Origin of the sequence: Seinonella peptonophila, from assembly GCF_900129355.1 — a bacterium.
Lineage (GTDB): Bacteria > Bacillota > Bacilli > Thermoactinomycetales > Thermoactinomycetaceae > Seinonella > Seinonella peptonophila.
In genome coordinates this window covers 16,236-34,675 of the sequence record NZ_FQVL01000021.1, presented here as the reverse complement: position 1 = coordinate 34,675, position 18,440 = coordinate 16,236, and the positions used below count along the sequence as shown (strand labels likewise).

Annotated in this window: 20 protein-coding genes and 1 pseudogene; 14 read left to right on the top strand and 7 right to left on the bottom strand. The window is 37.4% G+C overall.

Annotated features, from left to right (window positions below):
* Positions 1 to 502: 502 nt before the first annotated feature.
* Positions 503 to 694 carry a TetR/AcrR family transcriptional regulator gene (locus BUB71_RS20450; protein WP_084731805.1) on the top strand — a complete coding sequence of 64 codons (192 nt, stop codon included), beginning with the start codon at positions 503 to 505 and terminating at the stop codon, positions 692 to 694.
* 354 nt (positions 695 to 1,048) lie between these two features.
* Here the strand turns inward: BUB71_RS20450 and map are convergent, their stop codons facing one another.
* Entirely contained in the window at positions 1,049 to 1,795 is a 747-nt protein-coding gene (map, locus tag BUB71_RS18055) for a type I methionyl aminopeptidase (RefSeq protein WP_073158449.1), read from the bottom strand.
* Positions 1,796 to 1,995: 200 nt separating this feature from the next.
* Between map and BUB71_RS20445 the strand changes: the two genes are divergently transcribed.
* Entirely contained in the window at positions 1,996 to 2,190 is a 195-nt protein-coding gene (locus BUB71_RS20445) for a helix-turn-helix domain-containing protein (RefSeq protein ID WP_073158445.1), read from the top strand.
* 60 nt (positions 2,191 to 2,250) lie between these two features.
* Here the strand turns inward: BUB71_RS20445 and BUB71_RS18045 are convergent, their stop codons facing one another.
* Complete coding sequence (locus tag BUB71_RS18045; RefSeq protein ID WP_073158441.1) at positions 2,251 to 2,655, bottom strand: MerR family transcriptional regulator; 405 nt, start codon at positions 2,653 to 2,655, stop codon at positions 2,251 to 2,253.
* 354 nt (positions 2,656 to 3,009) lie between these two features.
* On the opposite strand from BUB71_RS18045, the gene BUB71_RS18040 reads away from it, so the two are divergent.
* The 3 genes from BUB71_RS18040 to BUB71_RS18030 all read left to right on the top strand — a co-directional run bounded on the left by BUB71_RS18040 (position 3,010) and on the right by BUB71_RS18030 (position 5,570).
* Positions 3,010 to 4,050 (top strand): NAD(P)-dependent alcohol dehydrogenase, encoded by a 1,041-nt coding sequence (locus BUB71_RS18040; RefSeq protein ID WP_073158438.1) that lies wholly within the window; start codon positions 3,010 to 3,012, stop codon positions 4,048 to 4,050.
* Positions 4,051 to 4,155: 105 nt separating this feature from the next.
* Positions 4,156 to 4,863, top strand: a complete 708-nt coding sequence (locus BUB71_RS18035; RefSeq protein ID WP_073158435.1) for an SDR family oxidoreductase — start codon at positions 4,156 to 4,158, stop codon at positions 4,861 to 4,863.
* Positions 4,864 to 5,057: 194 nt separating this feature from the next.
* The gene (locus tag BUB71_RS18030) at positions 5,058 to 5,570 is read left to right on the top strand and encodes a DUF4309 domain-containing protein (RefSeq protein WP_073158430.1); all 513 of its coding nucleotides are present in this window, start codon (positions 5,058 to 5,060) and stop codon (positions 5,568 to 5,570) included.
* 334 nt (positions 5,571 to 5,904) lie between these two features.
* On the opposite strand, the gene blaOXA is transcribed toward BUB71_RS18030, so the two are convergent.
* Entirely contained in the window at positions 5,905 to 6,759 is an 855-nt protein-coding gene (blaOXA, locus tag BUB71_RS18025; protein ID WP_073158427.1) for a class D beta-lactamase, read from the bottom strand.
* An 11-nt stretch (positions 6,760 to 6,770) separates the two neighbouring features.
* The gene (locus BUB71_RS18020) at positions 6,771 to 7,403 is read right to left on the bottom strand and encodes a transglutaminase-like domain-containing protein (RefSeq protein ID WP_073158424.1); all 633 of its coding nucleotides are present in this window, start codon (positions 7,401 to 7,403) and stop codon (positions 6,771 to 6,773) included.
* Positions 7,404 to 7,508: 105 nt separating this feature from the next.
* On the opposite strand from BUB71_RS18020, the gene BUB71_RS18015 reads away from it, so the two are divergent.
* Together BUB71_RS18015 and BUB71_RS18010 are read left to right on the top strand one after the other, a co-directional pair.
* A complete protein-coding gene (locus BUB71_RS18015; RefSeq protein ID WP_073158421.1) occupies positions 7,509 to 8,399 on the top strand; it encodes a LysR family transcriptional regulator in 891 nt (296 codons plus the stop codon).
* Positions 8,400 to 8,728: 329 nt separating this feature from the next.
* Positions 8,729 to 10,735 (top strand): BglG family transcription antiterminator, encoded by a 2,007-nt coding sequence (locus BUB71_RS18010; protein WP_073158418.1) that lies wholly within the window; start codon positions 8,729 to 8,731, stop codon positions 10,733 to 10,735.
* Between the two features lie 84 nt (positions 10,736 to 10,819).
* On the opposite strand, the gene BUB71_RS20270 is transcribed toward BUB71_RS18010, so the two are convergent.
* Entirely contained in the window at positions 10,820 to 11,800 is a 981-nt protein-coding gene (locus BUB71_RS20270) for a C40 family peptidase (RefSeq protein WP_073158414.1), read from the bottom strand.
* A gap of 672 nt (positions 11,801 to 12,472) precedes the next feature.
* On the opposite strand from BUB71_RS20270, the gene BUB71_RS18000 reads away from it, so the two are divergent.
* The 3 genes from BUB71_RS18000 to BUB71_RS17990 all read left to right on the top strand — a co-directional run bounded on the left by BUB71_RS18000 (position 12,473) and on the right by BUB71_RS17990 (position 15,128).
* Positions 12,473 to 13,912 (top strand): NAD-dependent malic enzyme, encoded by a 1,440-nt coding sequence (locus BUB71_RS18000; RefSeq protein ID WP_073158410.1) that lies wholly within the window; start codon positions 12,473 to 12,475, stop codon positions 13,910 to 13,912.
* Between the two features lie 111 nt (positions 13,913 to 14,023).
* Complete coding sequence (locus BUB71_RS17995; protein WP_073158406.1) at positions 14,024 to 14,638, top strand: bifunctional transcriptional activator/DNA repair enzyme AdaA; 615 nt, start codon at positions 14,024 to 14,026, stop codon at positions 14,636 to 14,638.
* Entirely contained in the window at positions 14,589 to 15,128 is a 540-nt protein-coding gene (locus BUB71_RS17990) for a methylated-DNA--[protein]-cysteine S-methyltransferase (RefSeq protein WP_073158402.1), read from the top strand. The genes BUB71_RS17995 and BUB71_RS17990 overlap by 50 nt, the downstream gene beginning before the upstream one ends.
* A 9-nt stretch (positions 15,129 to 15,137) precedes the next feature.
* Here the strand turns inward: BUB71_RS17990 and fumC are convergent, their stop codons facing one another.
* Both fumC and msrA read right to left on the bottom strand, forming a co-directional pair.
* Positions 15,138 to 16,616, bottom strand: a complete 1,479-nt coding sequence (gene fumC, locus BUB71_RS17985) for a class II fumarate hydratase (RefSeq protein ID WP_073158398.1) — start codon at positions 16,614 to 16,616, stop codon at positions 15,138 to 15,140.
* Positions 16,617 to 16,642: 26 nt separating this feature from the next.
* Positions 16,643 to 17,170 (bottom strand): annotated as a pseudogene (gene msrA / locus BUB71_RS17980) (peptide-methionine (S)-S-oxide reductase MsrA); the annotation flags it as partial.
* Between the two features lie 175 nt (positions 17,171 to 17,345).
* On the opposite strand from msrA, the gene BUB71_RS17975 reads away from it, so the two are divergent.
* The 4 genes from BUB71_RS17975 to BUB71_RS17960 are packed head-to-tail and all read left to right on the top strand — an operon-like array spanning position 17,346 to position 18,418.
* Positions 17,346 to 17,618: a hypothetical protein gene (locus BUB71_RS17975; RefSeq protein ID WP_073158390.1), complete on the top strand. Its 273-nt coding sequence runs from the start codon at positions 17,346 to 17,348 to the stop codon at positions 17,616 to 17,618.
* Positions 17,619 to 17,858, top strand: a complete 240-nt coding sequence (locus tag BUB71_RS17970; RefSeq protein WP_073158387.1) for a hypothetical protein — start codon at positions 17,619 to 17,621, stop codon at positions 17,856 to 17,858. It begins immediately after the preceding gene.
* 23 nt (positions 17,859 to 17,881) lie between these two features.
* Positions 17,882 to 18,199, top strand: coding sequence for a hypothetical protein (locus BUB71_RS17965; protein WP_073158384.1), 318 nt, complete (start codon positions 17,882 to 17,884; stop codon positions 18,197 to 18,199).
* Between the two features lie 18 nt (positions 18,200 to 18,217).
* Complete coding sequence (locus BUB71_RS17960) at positions 18,218 to 18,418, top strand: hypothetical protein (RefSeq protein WP_073158380.1); 201 nt, start codon at positions 18,218 to 18,220, stop codon at positions 18,416 to 18,418.
* The last annotated feature ends 22 nt before the right edge of the window (positions 18,419 to 18,440 follow it).

Genomic DNA, 18,440 nt, shown 5'->3' with positions numbered 1-18,440 from the left:
CGATTAATGAATAAGTGGATGGACATTTCCACTCGAAAAGCACCTTGGAACCGCTAACCCTTTGGGTTTAGCGATTAATTATGCAACAACCTCTATATCTAGTAAATTGTTAGGTTTGTGAAAGATGTTTATAGTACAAGTTGAGACTCCTCACGCATAAAAGCGTGGGATTCTTGGGTAGTTCGCGCACTGGATTCATTTCTGCTTCGTGCAACTCCCAAGCTAGGGGCTGTCCCATCAGCCCATCCCATGCAGTTCTACAACTTCTGTTGCATGTATCTACATGGGCGGCGTACCTGTTACCAGTACGCTAGTTTCGGTTCCATCACTCACTCTTATGGTTTTACCAAGCGGGAGAGATTGGTTCGCCGCTTGAACCTCATACCATAATGTACACAGGAACAAAGGCTGCTACAAGCAGGATGAGCACCGCTCATGTGTTCGATTATACAAAAAATGGTTGCTCTTAGCAATCCCTTGAAAGGGATTACCGAGCAACGCCATCTTTCATCCCACGATTCAAACCGTAGGCTTTCAGCTGACAGATTTCTGTAAAAATGATATTGAGGATCGTCGATTTGCTATTTTAGAAGCTGCTTATTCTTTATTTGGACAGCAGAGCTATGCCAATACATCGATCAAACAAATTGCTCAAGAAGCTGGAGTGGGTCATGGCCTAATTCTTCACCAATGAAATATATAAAATGAATTCGAGATCATCAGCGATTTGATCGATTTGATGTCGAATCTCGTCAAAAAGTGGATCAGGATTTTCCTGCAAGACGAGATTAATGATAGAAATAGGAGTTTTCATTTGATGGACCCAAATTGCTTTTCTGTGTGGTCAAAGGCATAAACAATTCTCATATTACTAACACGAAGCTGGTAGTCACTTTCCCACTTAAGCTTCTAATGTCTCCATTCAGAGATAGTCCGCGAATGGCTGCCACCCAACGCTTGCTGAACTTACTCTGAATGCGCACGAAAAAACGGCTGCCTTCACTTAAATAGCAGCCGTTTTTTCAAATAATTTTGATTCGAGGTGACATTACACTGCTGTTAAAATGAGGGGTCTATCTTTGGTAATGACAATCGTGTGCTCAAACTGTGCGGCGTAGTGATGGTCCGGCAGCAGCAGCCCCCAACCGTCAGTGCTCTCTTCTACAAATTCTGCACCGTCCGATACAAAAGTTTCCACCGCGAGCACCAGTCCGTTCGTGAGCAGCCTTCTGTCTCGCGGATCATAGTAATTGAATATACTGTCTGGCATCTCATGCAGATCGCGGCCAATGCCGTGCCCGGACAAATTTCGGATCACAGTGAAGCCGTCCTTACGGGCTTCACTGTGAATTGCCCGTCCGATGCCGCTGATCTTCGCACCCGCCCTTGCCTTCTGAAGCCCCTGATGCAGTGCGCGAAGAGAGCTCTGACACAGCTTTTCCTTGTGCGGTGAACAGGTTCCGACAACTATCGTTGCCCCGGTGTCAGCATAATATCCGTCTAACTCTGCCGAAACATCAATATTAACGATGTCCCCTTCCTCCAGTACCTGAGGTCCTGGAACGCCATGCGCAGCCACTTCATTCACGGAGATACAGGTTGTTCCTGGAAAACCATATGTGATATCAGGCGCGGAGATAGCTCCATTCTCATCCAGCACCCTTTTGCCGATATGGTCGAGCTCTGCCGTTGTGACTCCCTCTCGAACAGATGATAGCATCTTTTCACGGGCTATTGCGACGATACGGCCAATCCTCTGTAAAGCGGTAAGATCGTGTTCTGATTCGATGGTCAAGTTTTAAACCTCCAGGATTTGCAATATAACCCACACTTCATTCCAGTATACTCGAAAATAAGCCTCATGTCCCTTTAGGAAGAAGGTATGGCAAGGATTCTACAAATGAACCTCCATTTTCGAAATCATTCCCAATAAACAATCTATCCGCTAAAAAGAATCCAAGATGTTTCTTTCCTGAGCAAAAACATAATCACTGATTGCTTACAACGATCACCTATATTCAAAGCAATCGGTCAGCGATGAAAGCAACACAGAAACTGCATATTCATGTGAATACCCTCTACCAGAGACTAAATAAAATCGAACAAATCTTACAGCTTTTTTTCAAGACCCCGACGATGTACGACAATTTCAACTTGCTTGTTATCTGCGTCAATCATTTACATCGATAGAGGAAAGATAGTGCATTTCAAGGAGTCTACGGCTCATTTGCGCTATTTCTTAGGAAAGAGTTAAATCTTTATTTTTTTGTTTTTATGAATCTCTTCTGTTCCTGCTTCTAAAGCAATCTCGTAATATGAACATTTATGCTCGATAAGTTCGAGTGTTTTTTTTAATTCTTCCATCTGTGCTTTAACATTTACTTTTCTCTCCATAAACATGTCGTATCTTTGCTGCAACGTGGAATCTCCTTCAGAACACCAGTCAATGAATTTTTTAATTTCTTTAATAGGCATCCCGGTGGATTTCAGGCATTCAATTATTTTTAAAGCGTTGATATCAGATTCTTTAAACAAGCGTGTTCCACTGGCTGTTCGTTCTATAAAGGGCATTAGTCCCTCTTTGTCGTAGTAACGCAAAGTATATATAGTAAGGTTCAATTCGTTCGCGACTTCGCTTATAGAATATGTCTTCAACATGAATCACCTTTTATGGTTGATTTAGACCTCAAGTTATCTCTAAGATTATAGAGAAATTTATCATGGTATATTCTGAATGTCAAAGTAACCTTAAAGAAAGCCTAGCTTGTTAAAATGATATACTTATTTAATAAAATATAGTTCACTAGCGGGTAGTTTGATAAATAATATCAAACAGTATGCCCGAGAGGTTGTGGGAAAAATATAAAATAATCGCTTGACCTAGAGTTAACTCTAGGGAATAAAATTGTGCAAGAGAAGAGAGAAAGAATAGTAATGTAACCTAATTGGTTCGTTAATTGATATAAGCACATTCTTTAAAAAGGGTAAATCATTTAGGAGGTTTTATTCATGATAAATGCTAAAGCTCGGGCTGTCGACGGTCCAGATAAACCATTTCGAGCAGCTGAAATTAAACGACGTGACCTTGATTCGGATGATGTTCTGATTGAAATTAAATATGCTGGAATATGTCATTCTGACATCCATACTGCTCACGGCGAATGGGGGCCAGTGAACTATCCACTTGTACCTGGACATGAGATCGCGGGAATTATCACGGATGTAGGAGCTAATGTAACAAAATACAATATTGGTGACCGGGTGGGAGTTGGATGTATGGTTGACTCCTGTGGTCAATGTGAGAATTGCCGTAAAGGAGAAGAACAATACTGTCTCAAAGGCAATATCCCAACCTACGCTGGTGTTGACAAATACGGTGAGCCTACTCAAGGAGGCTATTCCACCCACATTGTTGTACAAGAAGATTTTGTACTGAGAATCCCTGATAATATAGAGCTTGACGTGGCAGCACCATTACTTTGCGCAGGTATTACGACATATTCACCATTAAACCATTGGAAAGTGGGTAATAGTAAGAAAGTAGCAATTGTAGGTATGGGTGGTCTTGGTCATATGGCTGTCCAAATTGCAGATGCCATGGGTGCCGAAGTCACTGTTCTATCACAAACATTAAAGAAAAAGGAAGATGGCATACAATTAGGTGCAGACAACTACTATGCTACAAACAATCCAGAAACTTTCGAGAAACTTGCTGGGACTTTTGATCTTATTCTTAATACGGTAAGTGCAAAGATTGACCTGAATGCTTATTTAGGACTGCTTACTCTTGATGGCACTTTGGTAAATGTCGGTGCTCCTGCAGAACCATTGTCACTAAATGTAATGAATTTAATCGGTCATCGTCGTTCATTTGCAGGGTCATTGATTGGCGGCATACGTGAGACTCAGGAAATGTTAGATTTCTGCGCAAAAAATGACATTGCTCCTAAAATTGAGGTGATTTCGGCAGACCAGATTGATGAAGCATACAAGCGCGTGTTGGCATCAGATGTGAAGTATCGATTTGTGATAGACACAAGTACAATGTGAGTGGGGTATAAAGATTGCTTTTAATGATCAAGTTGAGGGTGTCCAAGGGGTTCAACTTTGGGTCATCCTTATTATTTTTTCCTGCTCAAAAATGGAGGAATTTAAATGTTAGAGGATATAAAAGTGGCACTTGTCACTGGCGGGAATCGAGGAATTGGATATGAACTTGTCAAGCAATTGGCTTTGAATGGTTTTAAGGTGATTTTGACAAGCCGGGATCTGGAGAAGGGTCACAAAGCTGCACTAAAATGTAAGGAGTCAAATCTGAATGTTTCATTTTTGATGTTGGATATAGACAATCCAGAAAGCATACACCAAGCTGTCAGTATAATAAATGAGCGTTTTGGAAGATTAGATGTATTGATTAATAATGCCGGAGTTTATTTGGATAGGAATAAAAAGTTAGTAGATATAGACCCTTCCATTCTGGAAAGAACGATGGCAACGAATTTTTTCGGCGCTTATCATGTTATCCGTTCCTTTATTCCACTTATGGAAAAGCAAGGTTATGGAAGGATTATTAATGTTTCCTCAGAATATGGATCAATGGGAGAAATGTCATATCCTGGCGTAGGCGCATATAAGTTGTCTAAGCTCGCTCTTAATGGTTTGACACGATTGTTAGCTGCAGAAATCAAAGGTGACATCCAAATAAACGCGGTCGATCCGGGATGGGTGAGTACTGATATGGGTGGACCATCTGCTCCAAGGACTCCTAAACAAGCTGCTGAGTCTATTCTTTGGTTAGCGACGACTGGATCTAAAGGACCCAATGGGGAATTCTTCAAAGATGGAAAACGGATCGATTGGTAAGATCAGTCTAACATAGAATTGCGTGCGGCAGATAACTGATAGAATATTAGGGAGTCTTTCCCTTTTCTTTGATAAGTGAATTAAATAGCCCAATGATAGAAAAATGGTACTCATCAGATAAAGCATAATACACAAAAAATACATTGTTATACGAATAATAATCATGAGGTTATAAAAAAAGGGGGATTATTCAGATGCATCATCACGTTCGAAACATCATGTTATGGGTATTTTCCTTGAGTGTGCTTTTGTTTCCAAATTTTACAGATGCTGCTCCAGTAAAAAAAGGAAATTCCGATTTACTCATTAAACAGATAATGGGTTTGGCGTATGAAGAGAATCAAACGTTGAATAGTCGTCCTTATGGTTTGGGTGACTCGCTGACTGCGGTGGAAAATGATTGGGGTCCTGCTGATAATAAGGGGACTGTTGCCGCAAATTATTATGATCACTATGTTCGTTTTTTATATGATGGTTCTACACCCCAACAAACTATTACAGCAATTGATGATTGGAATCCGCAATTACCAACTATCACATTATCACAATTGAAGAAGACGATCGGTACACCTGTCGATGAGCGTGAACAAGAAGGTAACTATTATGTGACTTACAGTGATCATGATCGTTATAAAGTAATCTTTATGTTTGAAACGAATAGTCCAAATTCGAAATTACGACTCTATCAATTATATCCTGGGAAATAAGTAGCTCTTAAGGTATCAGGGCACAGAGAGATTTTATCATTGACCTGATTGAAGAGTTATCCAGTTCATTTTGTATAATAATGTTTTATTTAACATGAAAATATATATCCAAAATAGGGAGGGTCATATACCTCTCTATTTTATTTTTATTTACAATAATGCATATAATTAATTATTATTAGGTACTATGCAAACAAATGAGAATCTTGTCTCTAGTGTTTAATTGATATCAAATATTCTTCATTTATTTACCAAAACCAAAGAAGGTACATATAGGATATTCTACATGTACCTTCAAAGTCTGATCATGCTATTAAACTCATTTAATCGTTATTCAATTATATATCTTTTTATCATGTAAAATCTTTAATGTGATTTCTTTTGCTTTGCCGCTGGTTGCTTTGTCAGCAGCCTCAATATTGGTTGCAAACAAATAGGTGTTATTATCCTTTTCAACATAACCAATAAAAGTTCCATTGATTGGGATGCCGTTGATTTGTGCATCTTTCCAACCCGTGCCTGTTTTACCTGATAACACTGCTTTATTTTTTTCTTCTAAAACTAGTGCTTGTTTCACTATGTCAATATTCCGCTTAGAGATGGGTAGTTGATAAGTATAAAACTTCTTCAGAAATTCTACTTGTTCTTTTGGGGAAATAGCCAGAGAAGATTGAAGCCAAAAATTGGTTAAGCCACCTGAAATATTTTGGTTTCCATAGTGTAATTTATGAAGATATTTCTTCTCATTTTTCTCTCCTACACGTTTGGCGACTTCTTGAAAATACCAAATTGTAGAATTCTTAATAGCTCTAGACATGTTTTGATCTTGATTCCATTCGGGAAAAGGATAGATTGTTCCATCCCATTTAAAAGTTGTATTTTCGTCTTTAAGGACGCCTGTTTGTAATCCGATCAATGCATGAGGAACTTTAAAAGTTGAGTTTGGAGAAACTCTTTTTTCACTTTTCTTCTTATTGTAGATCGTGTATTCCTTTTGCTTTAAATCGAAAAGGACAAATGTACCATCATATCCAGTAAAATAATTACTTAAGTTTTCGTATTGATATTTTTCTTTTTTAGGCTTGGGTAATTTTATTTCTTGTGCGTGAGTAGTTCCAGTTCCTCCTAACCAACTGGTGGCTAGAATACCTATGGCAGAAAGTATACTTAGTCCTTTTTTCCAGTACATGAATAGACCTCCTAGAGAAATTCCTGTGATAAATAAGTTGGCAGCCCATGTAAATACATATCTAAACAATCAGTATGTTCTTGTAACACTTCAATGGTTTTTTGCAAAGGTTTTGCAAAAATAGTTGGATAATCAATTTCTCCTAACTCTTCTCGAATTGGAAAGGCTAATTTTTCTTCTGTTAGGGAGAATTGAGCATGTACACCTGGTTTATTTCCACGAGCGTCGAGACGAACCCATCTTTGTATTGATTGAATATATACAGCGTTTAGAGCGTGTATGGCAAAACCAGAATCAGGTTCATCCAATAAAGTTAATCGTTGATAACAAAAACCAGTGGGAATCTCTTGAGCTCTTAGTAAGGCCGCAAGTAGATGTGATTTTGCATAGCAGATGCCTTCACCAAATCGTAATACTTCTGAAGCACGACAAGTGATTCGATGGCTTTGAATATCCCAAGAATGTTGAATTTCATCTCGGACGAAATGATATGTTGCTTTGATTCGATCAAACGTTGTTTTATATTGCTGTGCTATCATCTTGGCCCTTTTTTGAATAAATTCATGATTAAAATCAACCACTTGACAAATTTTTAAATAATCGTCTATGGTGACTGTAATTGGAATTAATTTTAATTTTTTCACCTCCTTGTTCTATAGCGTAACAAAAACGATATGCAAATACGTAATACATAGTAGGAATAAGATTATAACGGAAAGTTATATCTAATCATAAACGGAGTTTAATATATGTTAAAAACACATCAACTACATTACTTTGTATTGACAGTGCAGTTAGGAAGTATCAATAAGGCGGCGAAAGCACTGTTTATTTCTCAACCAGCGTTAACCAAACAATTGCATAAATTAGAAGAACAAATCAATCATCAATTGTTGCGTCGAACAGTGAAAGGGATTGAGTTAACATCAGCGGGGCGATATTTATATGAACAGGCAGTTTCGGTTTTGGACCAATTAAAGAGAGTTGAAAGCAAGTTGCAGTCATTTGGAAATGATATCAATCCTATTGTTGGGAGTATTCCGAGTGTCGCTACATATTATCTTCCTTATCTATTTAAAAATAAAGCGCCTTTTATAAAGCCTCAAATTGTCATGCAGGATATTACACAAATGTTAATCCAATCAATGATTGAAGGTAAAATGGATTTAGCAGTAGTTCAAGACTTTAAAGGTTCTCCATTGTTATCATCTTATCTACTGTTTTCAGAGTCTTATTATGCTGTTACACCTCAAGATCATCCACTGGCTAAATACGAAAATCTTCATATAAAAGATTTCATTCAATATCCAATTTTGATGTGGCATGATCCAAGTGACCTACGTCAATCTCTTCGACTTTTTGCACGTCCATATACGATTAACCCAAATTTTATAGATGTACTATGGAGTGAGTCACTTATTTACCAAGTGCTAGAAGGAAAAGGAATCACTTTTGTACCAGAAATTGTGGCCAAACATATACAAGAACCGAATTTGAATATTACAAAAATCAAACCATCTACTTTTCAGCGTAAAATAGAAGTTGTTTTTTTACCTGAACAAGAGGAGTTAGTTAAACAAATTTTTGCAGAGCCAAATTTTTTTGACACCATACCTGTTACATCGCAATTTTTATTTTAGAATAAAATGTTAACTTGTCAGCGATGAAAGATTTTTAATGGTCTTTCATCTCGATTTGTTCATATGAGCTTTTAAATTCAAAACCAAGTACTTTCGTTTTCACAAGAGATAAAAGAAACTGGAATCTACGGTTCAAAATAAAAACATGTGCGGCAATTGCTTGCAACACATGTTTTTTTATTGGAATTTTATCTGATCTATATAATTGCTTTTCTGCTTAATTTTGTAAATAAATGATTATATATGACAGAATCTAGTAGATAGGTTATTATGATATTAATAAAATTTTAATCAGGTATGTTTCCTTGTGAATATAAGGAGAGGTAACGATGTATACTTCGCCAATTCAACAGAAAATATTGCTTTTATTGCTTGAAAGAAAAATGCCTATTTCATTGAGTCAGTTATCCCGGGAATTTCAAATGGGCACCCGCGAGCTACAATCTCACTTGAAATCATTAGATGAAGTATGCGCTTATTATGATTTGGTTCTCCAAAAGAAGCTAGGTTCAGGCGTGATGATACAAGGTACGGAAACATCAAAGGAGCAACTAAAAAAAGATTTATTTTCAATAGAATCTAGTACATACGATGAGGATGATCGCGTTATATTCTTGCTTTGTGCTTTTTTAGAATCAGATCAACCTTTAACCATAGAATACCTTGCAAATCAGTTCAGGGTAGCTCCTGAAACAATCAGCCAAGATTTAGATCATCTGAATCAATGGTTATGGAACGCTCGTTTAAAATTAACGAGTAATCGCGAAAATGGCATCGAAATTACTGGGGAAGAAATCGATAAAAAATTGGCTTTGGGTTCAGTAATCGCAGAACAAATGGAGATTACTGAGTTAATCGATTTGATAAAAGAAGAGTTGGGTAACAGTTTAAGTAAGCAATTATTTGATCAAATTTCAGGCGAGCGGTTAATGATTGTAGAACATGCGTTAAAAGATTTGAACCAAGATTTATCAGTACCATTTCCTGAAAGCGCTTATTTGGCCTTAACTGTCCATCTGTGTCTTGCAATAGAGCGCGTCCAATCAGGAGAGACAATCACGCTAAATGCTACACATTTGGAAGAGTTATCTTTGATTCCTGAGTATAAAATAGCGGAAAAGATTATTCACCGAATTGAGATGAATTTGCCGATCTCATTTCCGATTGATGAGATTGGCTATGTGACACTTCATTTAAGAAATGGTCAACAGCAACATCATCCAGAATATGACGTAGATCTTGATGATTTGAGAAAGCGTGTAAATCAATTGGTAGATGCATGTGAAAATCGATTAGAGTTTCGCTTATCTGAGGATGATTCATTAATTCCAGGTTTGATTACACATTTAGCGTCTCGATTACCACAGATAAGAATGAAACAAAAAATATCAAATACACTGTTATCAAAGATTAAGGAAGACTATTGGTCGATTTTTCAAATTGTAAAAGAAGAAGTTTTTTGGATTTTTCATGAGCTGTTGATTCCAGATGAAGAGATTGGTCATATTGTGATTCATTTAGGTGCAGCCTTTGAACGACTCAATCAACAAGATTCCTTCGATGTAATCATTATCTGCCCAAGCGGTGTGGGAACTTCCCAGTTATTAGCCACTCAAATACAAAGCCAAATTCCCCAGATTCATGTTGTTCAGACTTTATCAGCATATCTGGTTGAAGAGTTATCAGTTAAAAATTATGATTTTATCATTTCAACTGTTAAAATTCCCAGCTTACAAGATGATGAATATATACAGATCAATCCGATTCTCACTGATCAAGAAGCAGAGCGGATTCGAGAGTATATGGGTCAAATTCCACCAACAATAGTCAAAATCGAACAACCTTCGATGCTTGGTCTGTATGAATCAATTCATTCATTGCTTGGTATTGTGGTTGAATTAATGAAACAATTTTATTTAAGTAGTGTTCCAAATATGGGGTGGAGTAATGAAGAGGTGATCAGGCAGATTGGGCATGATCTTATTTCAGAAGGTTTCCTACGAGATGGTCAAAGTTGGTTTGAACAGACACTGTTGCAGCTTGAGAATGGTTTATCAGTCTACCAATTTAAAGGCGATGAGATCGAGCAACCTTTTTTTGCAGTTTATGAATTACAGGAATCAATCCACAAAGGGGTAGATCAACTCATTATCTTACTAACTCCCAAAGATGCAAAAAAGGAAGTTCAGGAGCTCATGCTAACCTTAGAATCACTTTGTCAACAATCAGGTGCAATTGAAAAATTAGCTACAAATGATCCGGAAATCATCCGTACCTATTTCCTGCAACAATTACATGATGTTTGCTATGGAAAGCTAAAAAGAGATCATGAGTAAACGGTATGAATGCCAATTCTGGTGGGATTTTTAAACTCGATAATATACATTATTTTTAATAAGTAAAAAACTAGCGATGATTCGCTAGTTTACTCTTTTTGCACCCCAATAGTGAGCTTTTGAGTAGCTACTATTGATCGATTCGATTTTTAAGTCAATTCGTTCATTTTTATTGGAGATATAATACCCATCGCCTAGATAAATTCCAACATGTGAAATACCTTTTTTATATGTTCCTTGAAAAAATACTAAATCTCCTGGTTGAAGATTTGATTTAGAGACAAATGAACCTACTGTTGACTGTGACTCGGCTGTACGCGGAAGATTGATTCCTTGGTATTTTTTAAATACATATTGAACCCAACTTGAACAATCAAAATAGGGGAATGAACTAGCTCCAAAGCGGTATTTTACAACTCCGATCATTGCTCTTGCTTGATTGAGCCATGATTGATCTTCAATTGGTTGTGTCGGTTTTTCTGTCTCTTTGTCTTTTTCCTTTGAATGGGTTTGAGTTTGATCACTTGTTTTTTTCGATTTTAAAACTTGATATTTCTTATGTAAGTCTTTTGACTTCTGTTCAGCAGCTTGAAGAATGGGCTTTGTTTGTGCAATTTCTTTTTTTAATTGTGCTTGTGCTTTTGTAATTTGGGTTGTTTGTCGTTTATATTGCGCGATAATCCGTTGGTCTCGCTTCATCACAAGCTGAATATATTCAAGGCGGAACAGAAATTGAGACAGAGATTCAGATCCTAGAAGTCTAGCTCCTAAATTGGTTTGTCTAGAAATGTAGTATTTTTTTAGAATCTGGTTATATCGCTTTTGCGTTTCATATTGCTCAGTTTTTAGTTGTTCAAGGTGGAGAAATGTATCGTTCATTTTTTTGTCCATTGTAGTAATTTTGTTTTGTAGCCGTTTTGCTTCTTTTTGTGATTGATTATACTCTTTCATCGACTGTTCCAGATTTGAGTCTTGATCTGTGGGTGCAGCAAGACATATTGGTGTGAAAAAAAGCAGAATCGCAAGTGTAAAAGGAACGGTGATAAAAATAGTAATTTTTTTCATTGAAAACTCCTTATGTGAACTACTTACCACTGAAGTGGTAGAGTTTCTCATTTCAGCGGAGTGGTCACCCACCTCCATTCATAAAGACTTGCATAGAGACTAAAAGTTTCATTACCCTCATAATTACGCAAATAAGGATCGTTTACAGTAGGATTGGATCTTTAAATATCATAACTAAGAAGATGCTAAGTAGCGCTCCTCTTTATCCCAACTGCATGCTTTGGAAAATGTAAAAGTATGGGAATCAAAGGAGTGAAATTAATTTGAGTATACCATGTTGTTTGTATAGGGGGAACTATTGTTAAATGTTATTTTTAAACAGTTAAGAGAGAATTCGCCTCATTTAAATAGTATAAAAACCCAAACCCATAATCGCTATCACGATGAGTATAAAAATAAAATATGGAATTTTTGAACAATAATTCAAAACATAAAGGGATGATGTGGTCATCGAATTTAAATTTCAACTATTGATTCATTGTGTTGATTTTCATGTTTCGCCACTGATACAATTGCAACATATTTTTTACCATTTACTTTTAAGGGTATCCTTGAACACTTAACATGGTATTCTAGTTCTGGATTGTATTTCTTCATTATTTAATCTTCAATGTTGCAGTCAAAGCTGACCGTAATTGATGATATATATGAATAGAAAGGGCAGTGGAGTTCATGAATCAACAATTGTATACAAATCAACCAAGTATTGCAGGAAAAAGTTTTATACTTCGTTTAGAGATGGATACGGATCAAGTTCAATTTGCAAATGTTGCAAAGGTAATCGCTGAAGCGGGTGGGGATATTATCGCTTTGGATATGATTCAGACCGGTTCACAGATGACAGTACGAGATATAACAGTAACAGTTACTAAAAATGATACGATTGAACAAATTGAATATCATTTAAAAAGCTTATCTGGAGTAAGATTACTTCATATATCTGATCGGACATTTTTGCTACATCTAGGTGGCAAAGTGGAAATTAGCCCCAAGATCCCGATTCAAAATCGAGATGATCTATCACGAGTCTACACGCCGGATGTTGCCCGAGTATGTTTAGCGATTCAAGAGCAACCTGAGAAAGCGCATACATTAACAATTAAAAGAAATACTGTTGCTGTCATTTCAGATGGTAGTGCAGTATTGGGACTTGGCAATATTGGAGCAAGCGCAGCGATGCCAGTAATGGAAGGGAAGGCACTTTTATTTAAACAGTTTGCAGGCATTGATGCTTTTCCAATTTGTTTGGATACCCAAGATACACAACAGATTATTGAAACGATTAAAGCGATGGCCCCAACGTTTGGTGGAATTAATTTAGAAGATATCTCTTCTCCTCGTTGTTTTGATATTGAGAAGCGGTTAAATGAAGAATTGGATATTCCAGTCTTTCATGATGATCAGCATGGAACAGCCGTGGTTTTACTTGCTGGACTTATGAATGCGATGAAGGTAGTAGGAAAGCCATTAGATAAAATCCGAGTTGTTGTATGTGGAATTGGGGCTGCAGGATTATCTTGTACGAAAATGTTGATGGCAGCAGGTGTCAAAAATATCATCGGATATGATAAGGCTGGAGCACTAACTAGAGATGTGCAATATGATAATCCCCATTGGCAATGGTTTGCAGAAAATACAAATCCAGAACGAAAAACTGGTACGATTGGTGAAGTATTAGAAGGAGCCGATGTATTTATTGGTCTTTCACGTGGTGGGGTCTTAAAACGCGAAGATGTGATGAAGATGGCTAGCCAACCAGTTGTCTTTGCGATGGCAAACCCAGATCCGGAAATTCATCCTGCTGAGATCGAAGATATTGCTGCTGTCATTGCAACCGGAAGATCCGATTATCCAAACCAGATAAATAATGTACTCTGTTTTCCTGGAATATTCCGTGGGGCTCTCGATTGTCGGGCTGAAACGATCAATGAAGAAATGAAGTTAGCTGCTGCGAAAGCTATTGCAAGTGTAATCTCTGATCATGAACGGAATCCGGGCTATATTATTCCAAGTGTGTTTAATCAAAATGTGGTACAGGCGATCCGTACGCAGGTAGTTGATGCAGCGATTCGTACAGGTGTGGCACGTAAGATTCCATCTGACTTTAAATAAGCCGAATATGACGAAGGGGTAAATCCCTTCGTTTTTTCATTTTCTTGCTCACTCATTCTAAAATTACCAAAACAAACGATTTAACGATTATACTTTAGCAGAGGTGATGGTATGCAGACACATAACCCCATTCATAAAAAATTATGGGAAGCAATTGTTTCTAATAATCATTCATACGATGGTAAGTTTTTTTATGGCGTGCAAACAACTAAGGTATTTTGTCGCCCATCTTGTCCATCTCGAATACCAAAGTTGGAAAATGTGAGGATTTTTTATCATCGTCAAGAGGCTATAAATGAAGGTTTTCGACCGTGTAAGCGATGCAGACCTGATCAGCTTCAGTTACCTATTCAAGAATGGATTGATCAAATCAAAAGATTTTTAGAAAAAAATTGGTCGAACACGATTTCTCTAGATTTGTTAGCAAATGTTTTCCATTTGAGTCCTTATCATTTACAAAGAACATTTAAAAAGTGCGTAGGCGTTACACCAGCACAGTATCTGGAACAAATCAAAGTGGATCAAGCGATGCATTATTTACAAGAGACTGACCAAACAATGAAAGAAATTGCGCAGGCAGTCGGGATCTCTAATGCACAATACTTTACAACGATCTTTAAAAAGAAAACTGGTGTTACACCATCGATGTATCGAAAGTCCAAAGGGGGAAATAGAGTTGGCTCAGCCTATACAACAAACGATTTATTGGACAACATATCGCAATAAATATTGGGAAATCTATTTAGCAGCAACTAAGAAAGGGCTTTGTTATGTAGGTGGAGCGAATGAAAGAGACATCTCATTCTTAGGTAAACTGAAAAATAGAAACTTCTCACCATCAATTAAACATCATGATGACTTATTCAAAACCTATAAAGATCAATTGGATGAGTATCTAGAGGGAAACAGAAATCATTTTACATTTCCAATAGATATTCAGGGTAGTGCATTTCAAAACTTAGTTTGGAATGCTTTAAACCAAATTCCATATGGAAAAACAGCTACTTATTCGGATATTGCCATGCGAATCCAACGTCCGTCCGCGGCTCGTGCTGTTGGAGCTGCAATTGGTTCCAATCCTTTATTAATAGTCATTCCATGTCATCGAGTGATTGGAAAAAATGGAAAATTAACGGGATACCGTGGAGGAATTCTCATGAAGAATCAATTGTTACAGCTTGAGAATGGACAGGAGTTTTTAGATAATAAGAGATGATCCCAAGCTTTAAAAAGCATTGGGATCCATTTTTTTTGTTAATTGTATGAGATCTTCATCAGGATTTCCCACCATTTGTTCAGGCTGTACCAATCGGTCAAATTCGATTTCATCGATATATCCTGATTGAATGGCTGCTTCCTTTAAAGATAAATTTTGCTTAAATGCAAGATGGGCGATTTCAGATGCTTTGTCATAACCAATCGTTGCTGTTAGTGCCGTGACAAGCATTAAAGAACGATTTACATACTGATCGATTTTTGCTTGATTTAACTGGATTCCTTCGATGCTGTATTGAAGGAAGCTTTTACAAGCATCAGATAGGATGCTGATCGATTGCAAGACATTGTAGATAATGATCGGTCGCATTGTGTTTAATTCAAAATTCCCTTGTGAACCAGCAAAGGCAACGGCGTTATCGTATCCGATTACTTGAATAGAGACCATTAACATGGCTTCTTCTTGGGTGGGATTTACTTTACCAGGCATAATTGATGAACCTGGTTCATTTGCTGGTAGCTGTAATTCATGAATGCCAGCTCGAGGGCCACATCCAAGAAAGCGAATATCATTTGCAATTTTGATGAAAGCAACAGCAAGGCTACGTATAGATGCACTTGCTTGAACCATTGCATCTAATGATGCTTGAGCAGCATATTTATTTGTTGCTGTTATAAAGGGATGATTTGTTAATTTGGCAATTTCTTCAGCAATCATTGTTGAAAAGTTCGGTGGTGTATTAATTCCTGTTCCTACTGCCGTACCCCCAGCAGCTAATTCATATAATTCTTTTTTTGCTTGATGTAGGCGTTCAAGCGCTTGGTGCAACTGAGCCACATAACCAGACCATTCTTGTCCTACTGTAAGCGGTGTGGCATCTTGCAGATGGGTGCGCCCGATTTTCACAATATGGCTCCAACTCTTCGCTTTTTCCCACATCAAGTCCATTAATTGTTGCACTTGTGGGATAAGTTGCTGGGAAAGCGCTATGATCGTCGCGATATGCATTGCAGTGGGAAAGGTGTCATTTGATGATTGTGACAGATTTACATCATCATTAGGATGAATCGGATTTTTAGTTCCAAGAGTTCCTCCACTTATTTGTATAGCACGATTTGCAATTACTTCATTTACATTCATGTTTGATTGTGTTCCAGATCCAGTCTGCCAGACATAGAGTGGGAATTCTCGGTCGAGTTTCCCTTCGATTACTTCATCGGCAGCTTGAATGATTAAATTGGCTTTATCCTCTGAAAGTTTTCCTACTTTTGCATTTACAATAGCAGCTGCTTTTTTTACATAACCATATGCGTGATAAAGCTGTTTTGGCATGCGATTGTCACCAATTGCAAAATGGATGAGTGAACGTTGCGTTTGCGCCCCCCACAGCCGTTCAGCTGGTACAAGTACTGAGCCCATTGAATCGGTTTCAACCCGATACTTCCCATTGTCAACAAGATCGCCAGGTGGATTATTTTTTGATTCCATTTTTGATCACTCCTTAGGAGTTATTTCTTTTTCCATACTCTTTCTAGGAACTGATCTCGACCTGAGTGATAGCGGTAAGACTGGTAATGCTGTTGATTTTTTTTATGATAATCTTGATGCATCGGCTCTGCTGGATAAAATACTGTCGCTTTTTTTAATTGAGTCATGATGGGTTTTGAAAAGCGTCCTGAATTAGCTAATTGTTGCTTGGAAGCAACCGCCTGTCGATGCTGGGATTCACTATGATAAAAGATTGCAGTCTGATATTGAATGCCACGATCAGCAAATTGACCTCCTGGGTCAGTTGGATCAATCTGCATCCAGAATACTTCTAGTAATTCAGAATATGTTAGCTTCTTGGGGTCGTATGTAATTTGAATGGCTTCTATATGACCGGTCTTTCCAGTACAAACTTCTTCATAAGTTGGATTTTTTGTATGTCCTCCAGTATAACCTGCTACTACTTTTTTGACCCCTGTTAAGTTTTCAAATGGTGCCATCATACACCAAAAGCAACCTCCGGCAAAAGTAGCAAGTTCGAATGAATGATTCATAAGATCACACTCCTCCTAAAATCTTTCTTCTTCTTTTTATACCCATTATTGTGCTCAAAAACGAATCTAAAAGATAAGTCTCTTTAAAGTTATTTTAAAAAATTGGTAGATCACCCGAACTCTTTTTATCTATTTTCATATATTAAATATAAAGAAACGAAAGGGAGGGTGATGGATGGCGAAAACAACACATTCAACAAAAAAAGCAAAAAAAGAGGAAAGAGATTTCTTAACAGGCGAATTAGAAAAGGACTTAGAGTTATTGATTAAATTACGATTATATAAGTTCCTTGATACGTTACTAGATGATGATAATGAAAAAATGACAAAAATAAAGGATATATTGCAATTCGCCTCTACTAATCATTTTCCAAAGGAGACTCGGAAAAAGTGGAGGAAAGCTATTAATCGGAATTTTGATTTAAATGTAAAAAGAAAGGAGGGTTGAATGAAGATGGGACTATGTAGATGTTGCAGAAGAAAAATTATTCTTAGAAAAAAAAGACGACGTCGGCGAAGAATAGTCAGAGCATTGAAAAAGGGATCTAGTGCAACAGTAGACAATGCAGCAAGAATTGACGGCCCTGTGAGTGGCTTGATTAATATCATTGTTCAAGTCCCTGTCAATCTTGGAGATGCAACAAGTCTCAATGAAAGTGATCAAAACTCATTGAGCAATGCACTTTAGGTCTATAGAAAGGAGGTGATTTCATGAGTCAGTTGACTCCTGAACAGTTTGAAATGTTACAAAAAGCGGTGGAGGAAACTGTGAAGCAACAAATTGCTTCAGGGCAGTTTACTACCGACCAAATGCCAGATGTAACCAAAATAATTGGTCCACTCCCTACAATTATCTCAAGTCTTGTTACAACACCGATAAATTCTGTTTCTTCTTCATTTTTAGGGTTATTAAATGGATTAGTTGGAGTTCTGGGAGGATTAGTTGGTGCTACAGGAATATCAAATGATATAGCATCCAATTTAGTAAATATCATTAAAAAGGAAATTCCCACTAGTCAAATTAAATAATGAAAGGAGGTGAAAAATATGTGTCACAGACGTCGTAGAAGAAGAAGAGTGTTTCGTAGACGTGTTGTTGGAGGTGCACGAGCAGAAGTAAATAACGTAGCAAGAACAGGCGCACAAAGTGCAGGTGTAGCAAACATCAATGTTCAAATCCCAATTAACTTTGGTGATGCACAATCCTTCAATCGCAGCAGAGGAAACTCTGTCTCAAATCTCTTATAAAAAGGGCCCATATTGGGCCCCG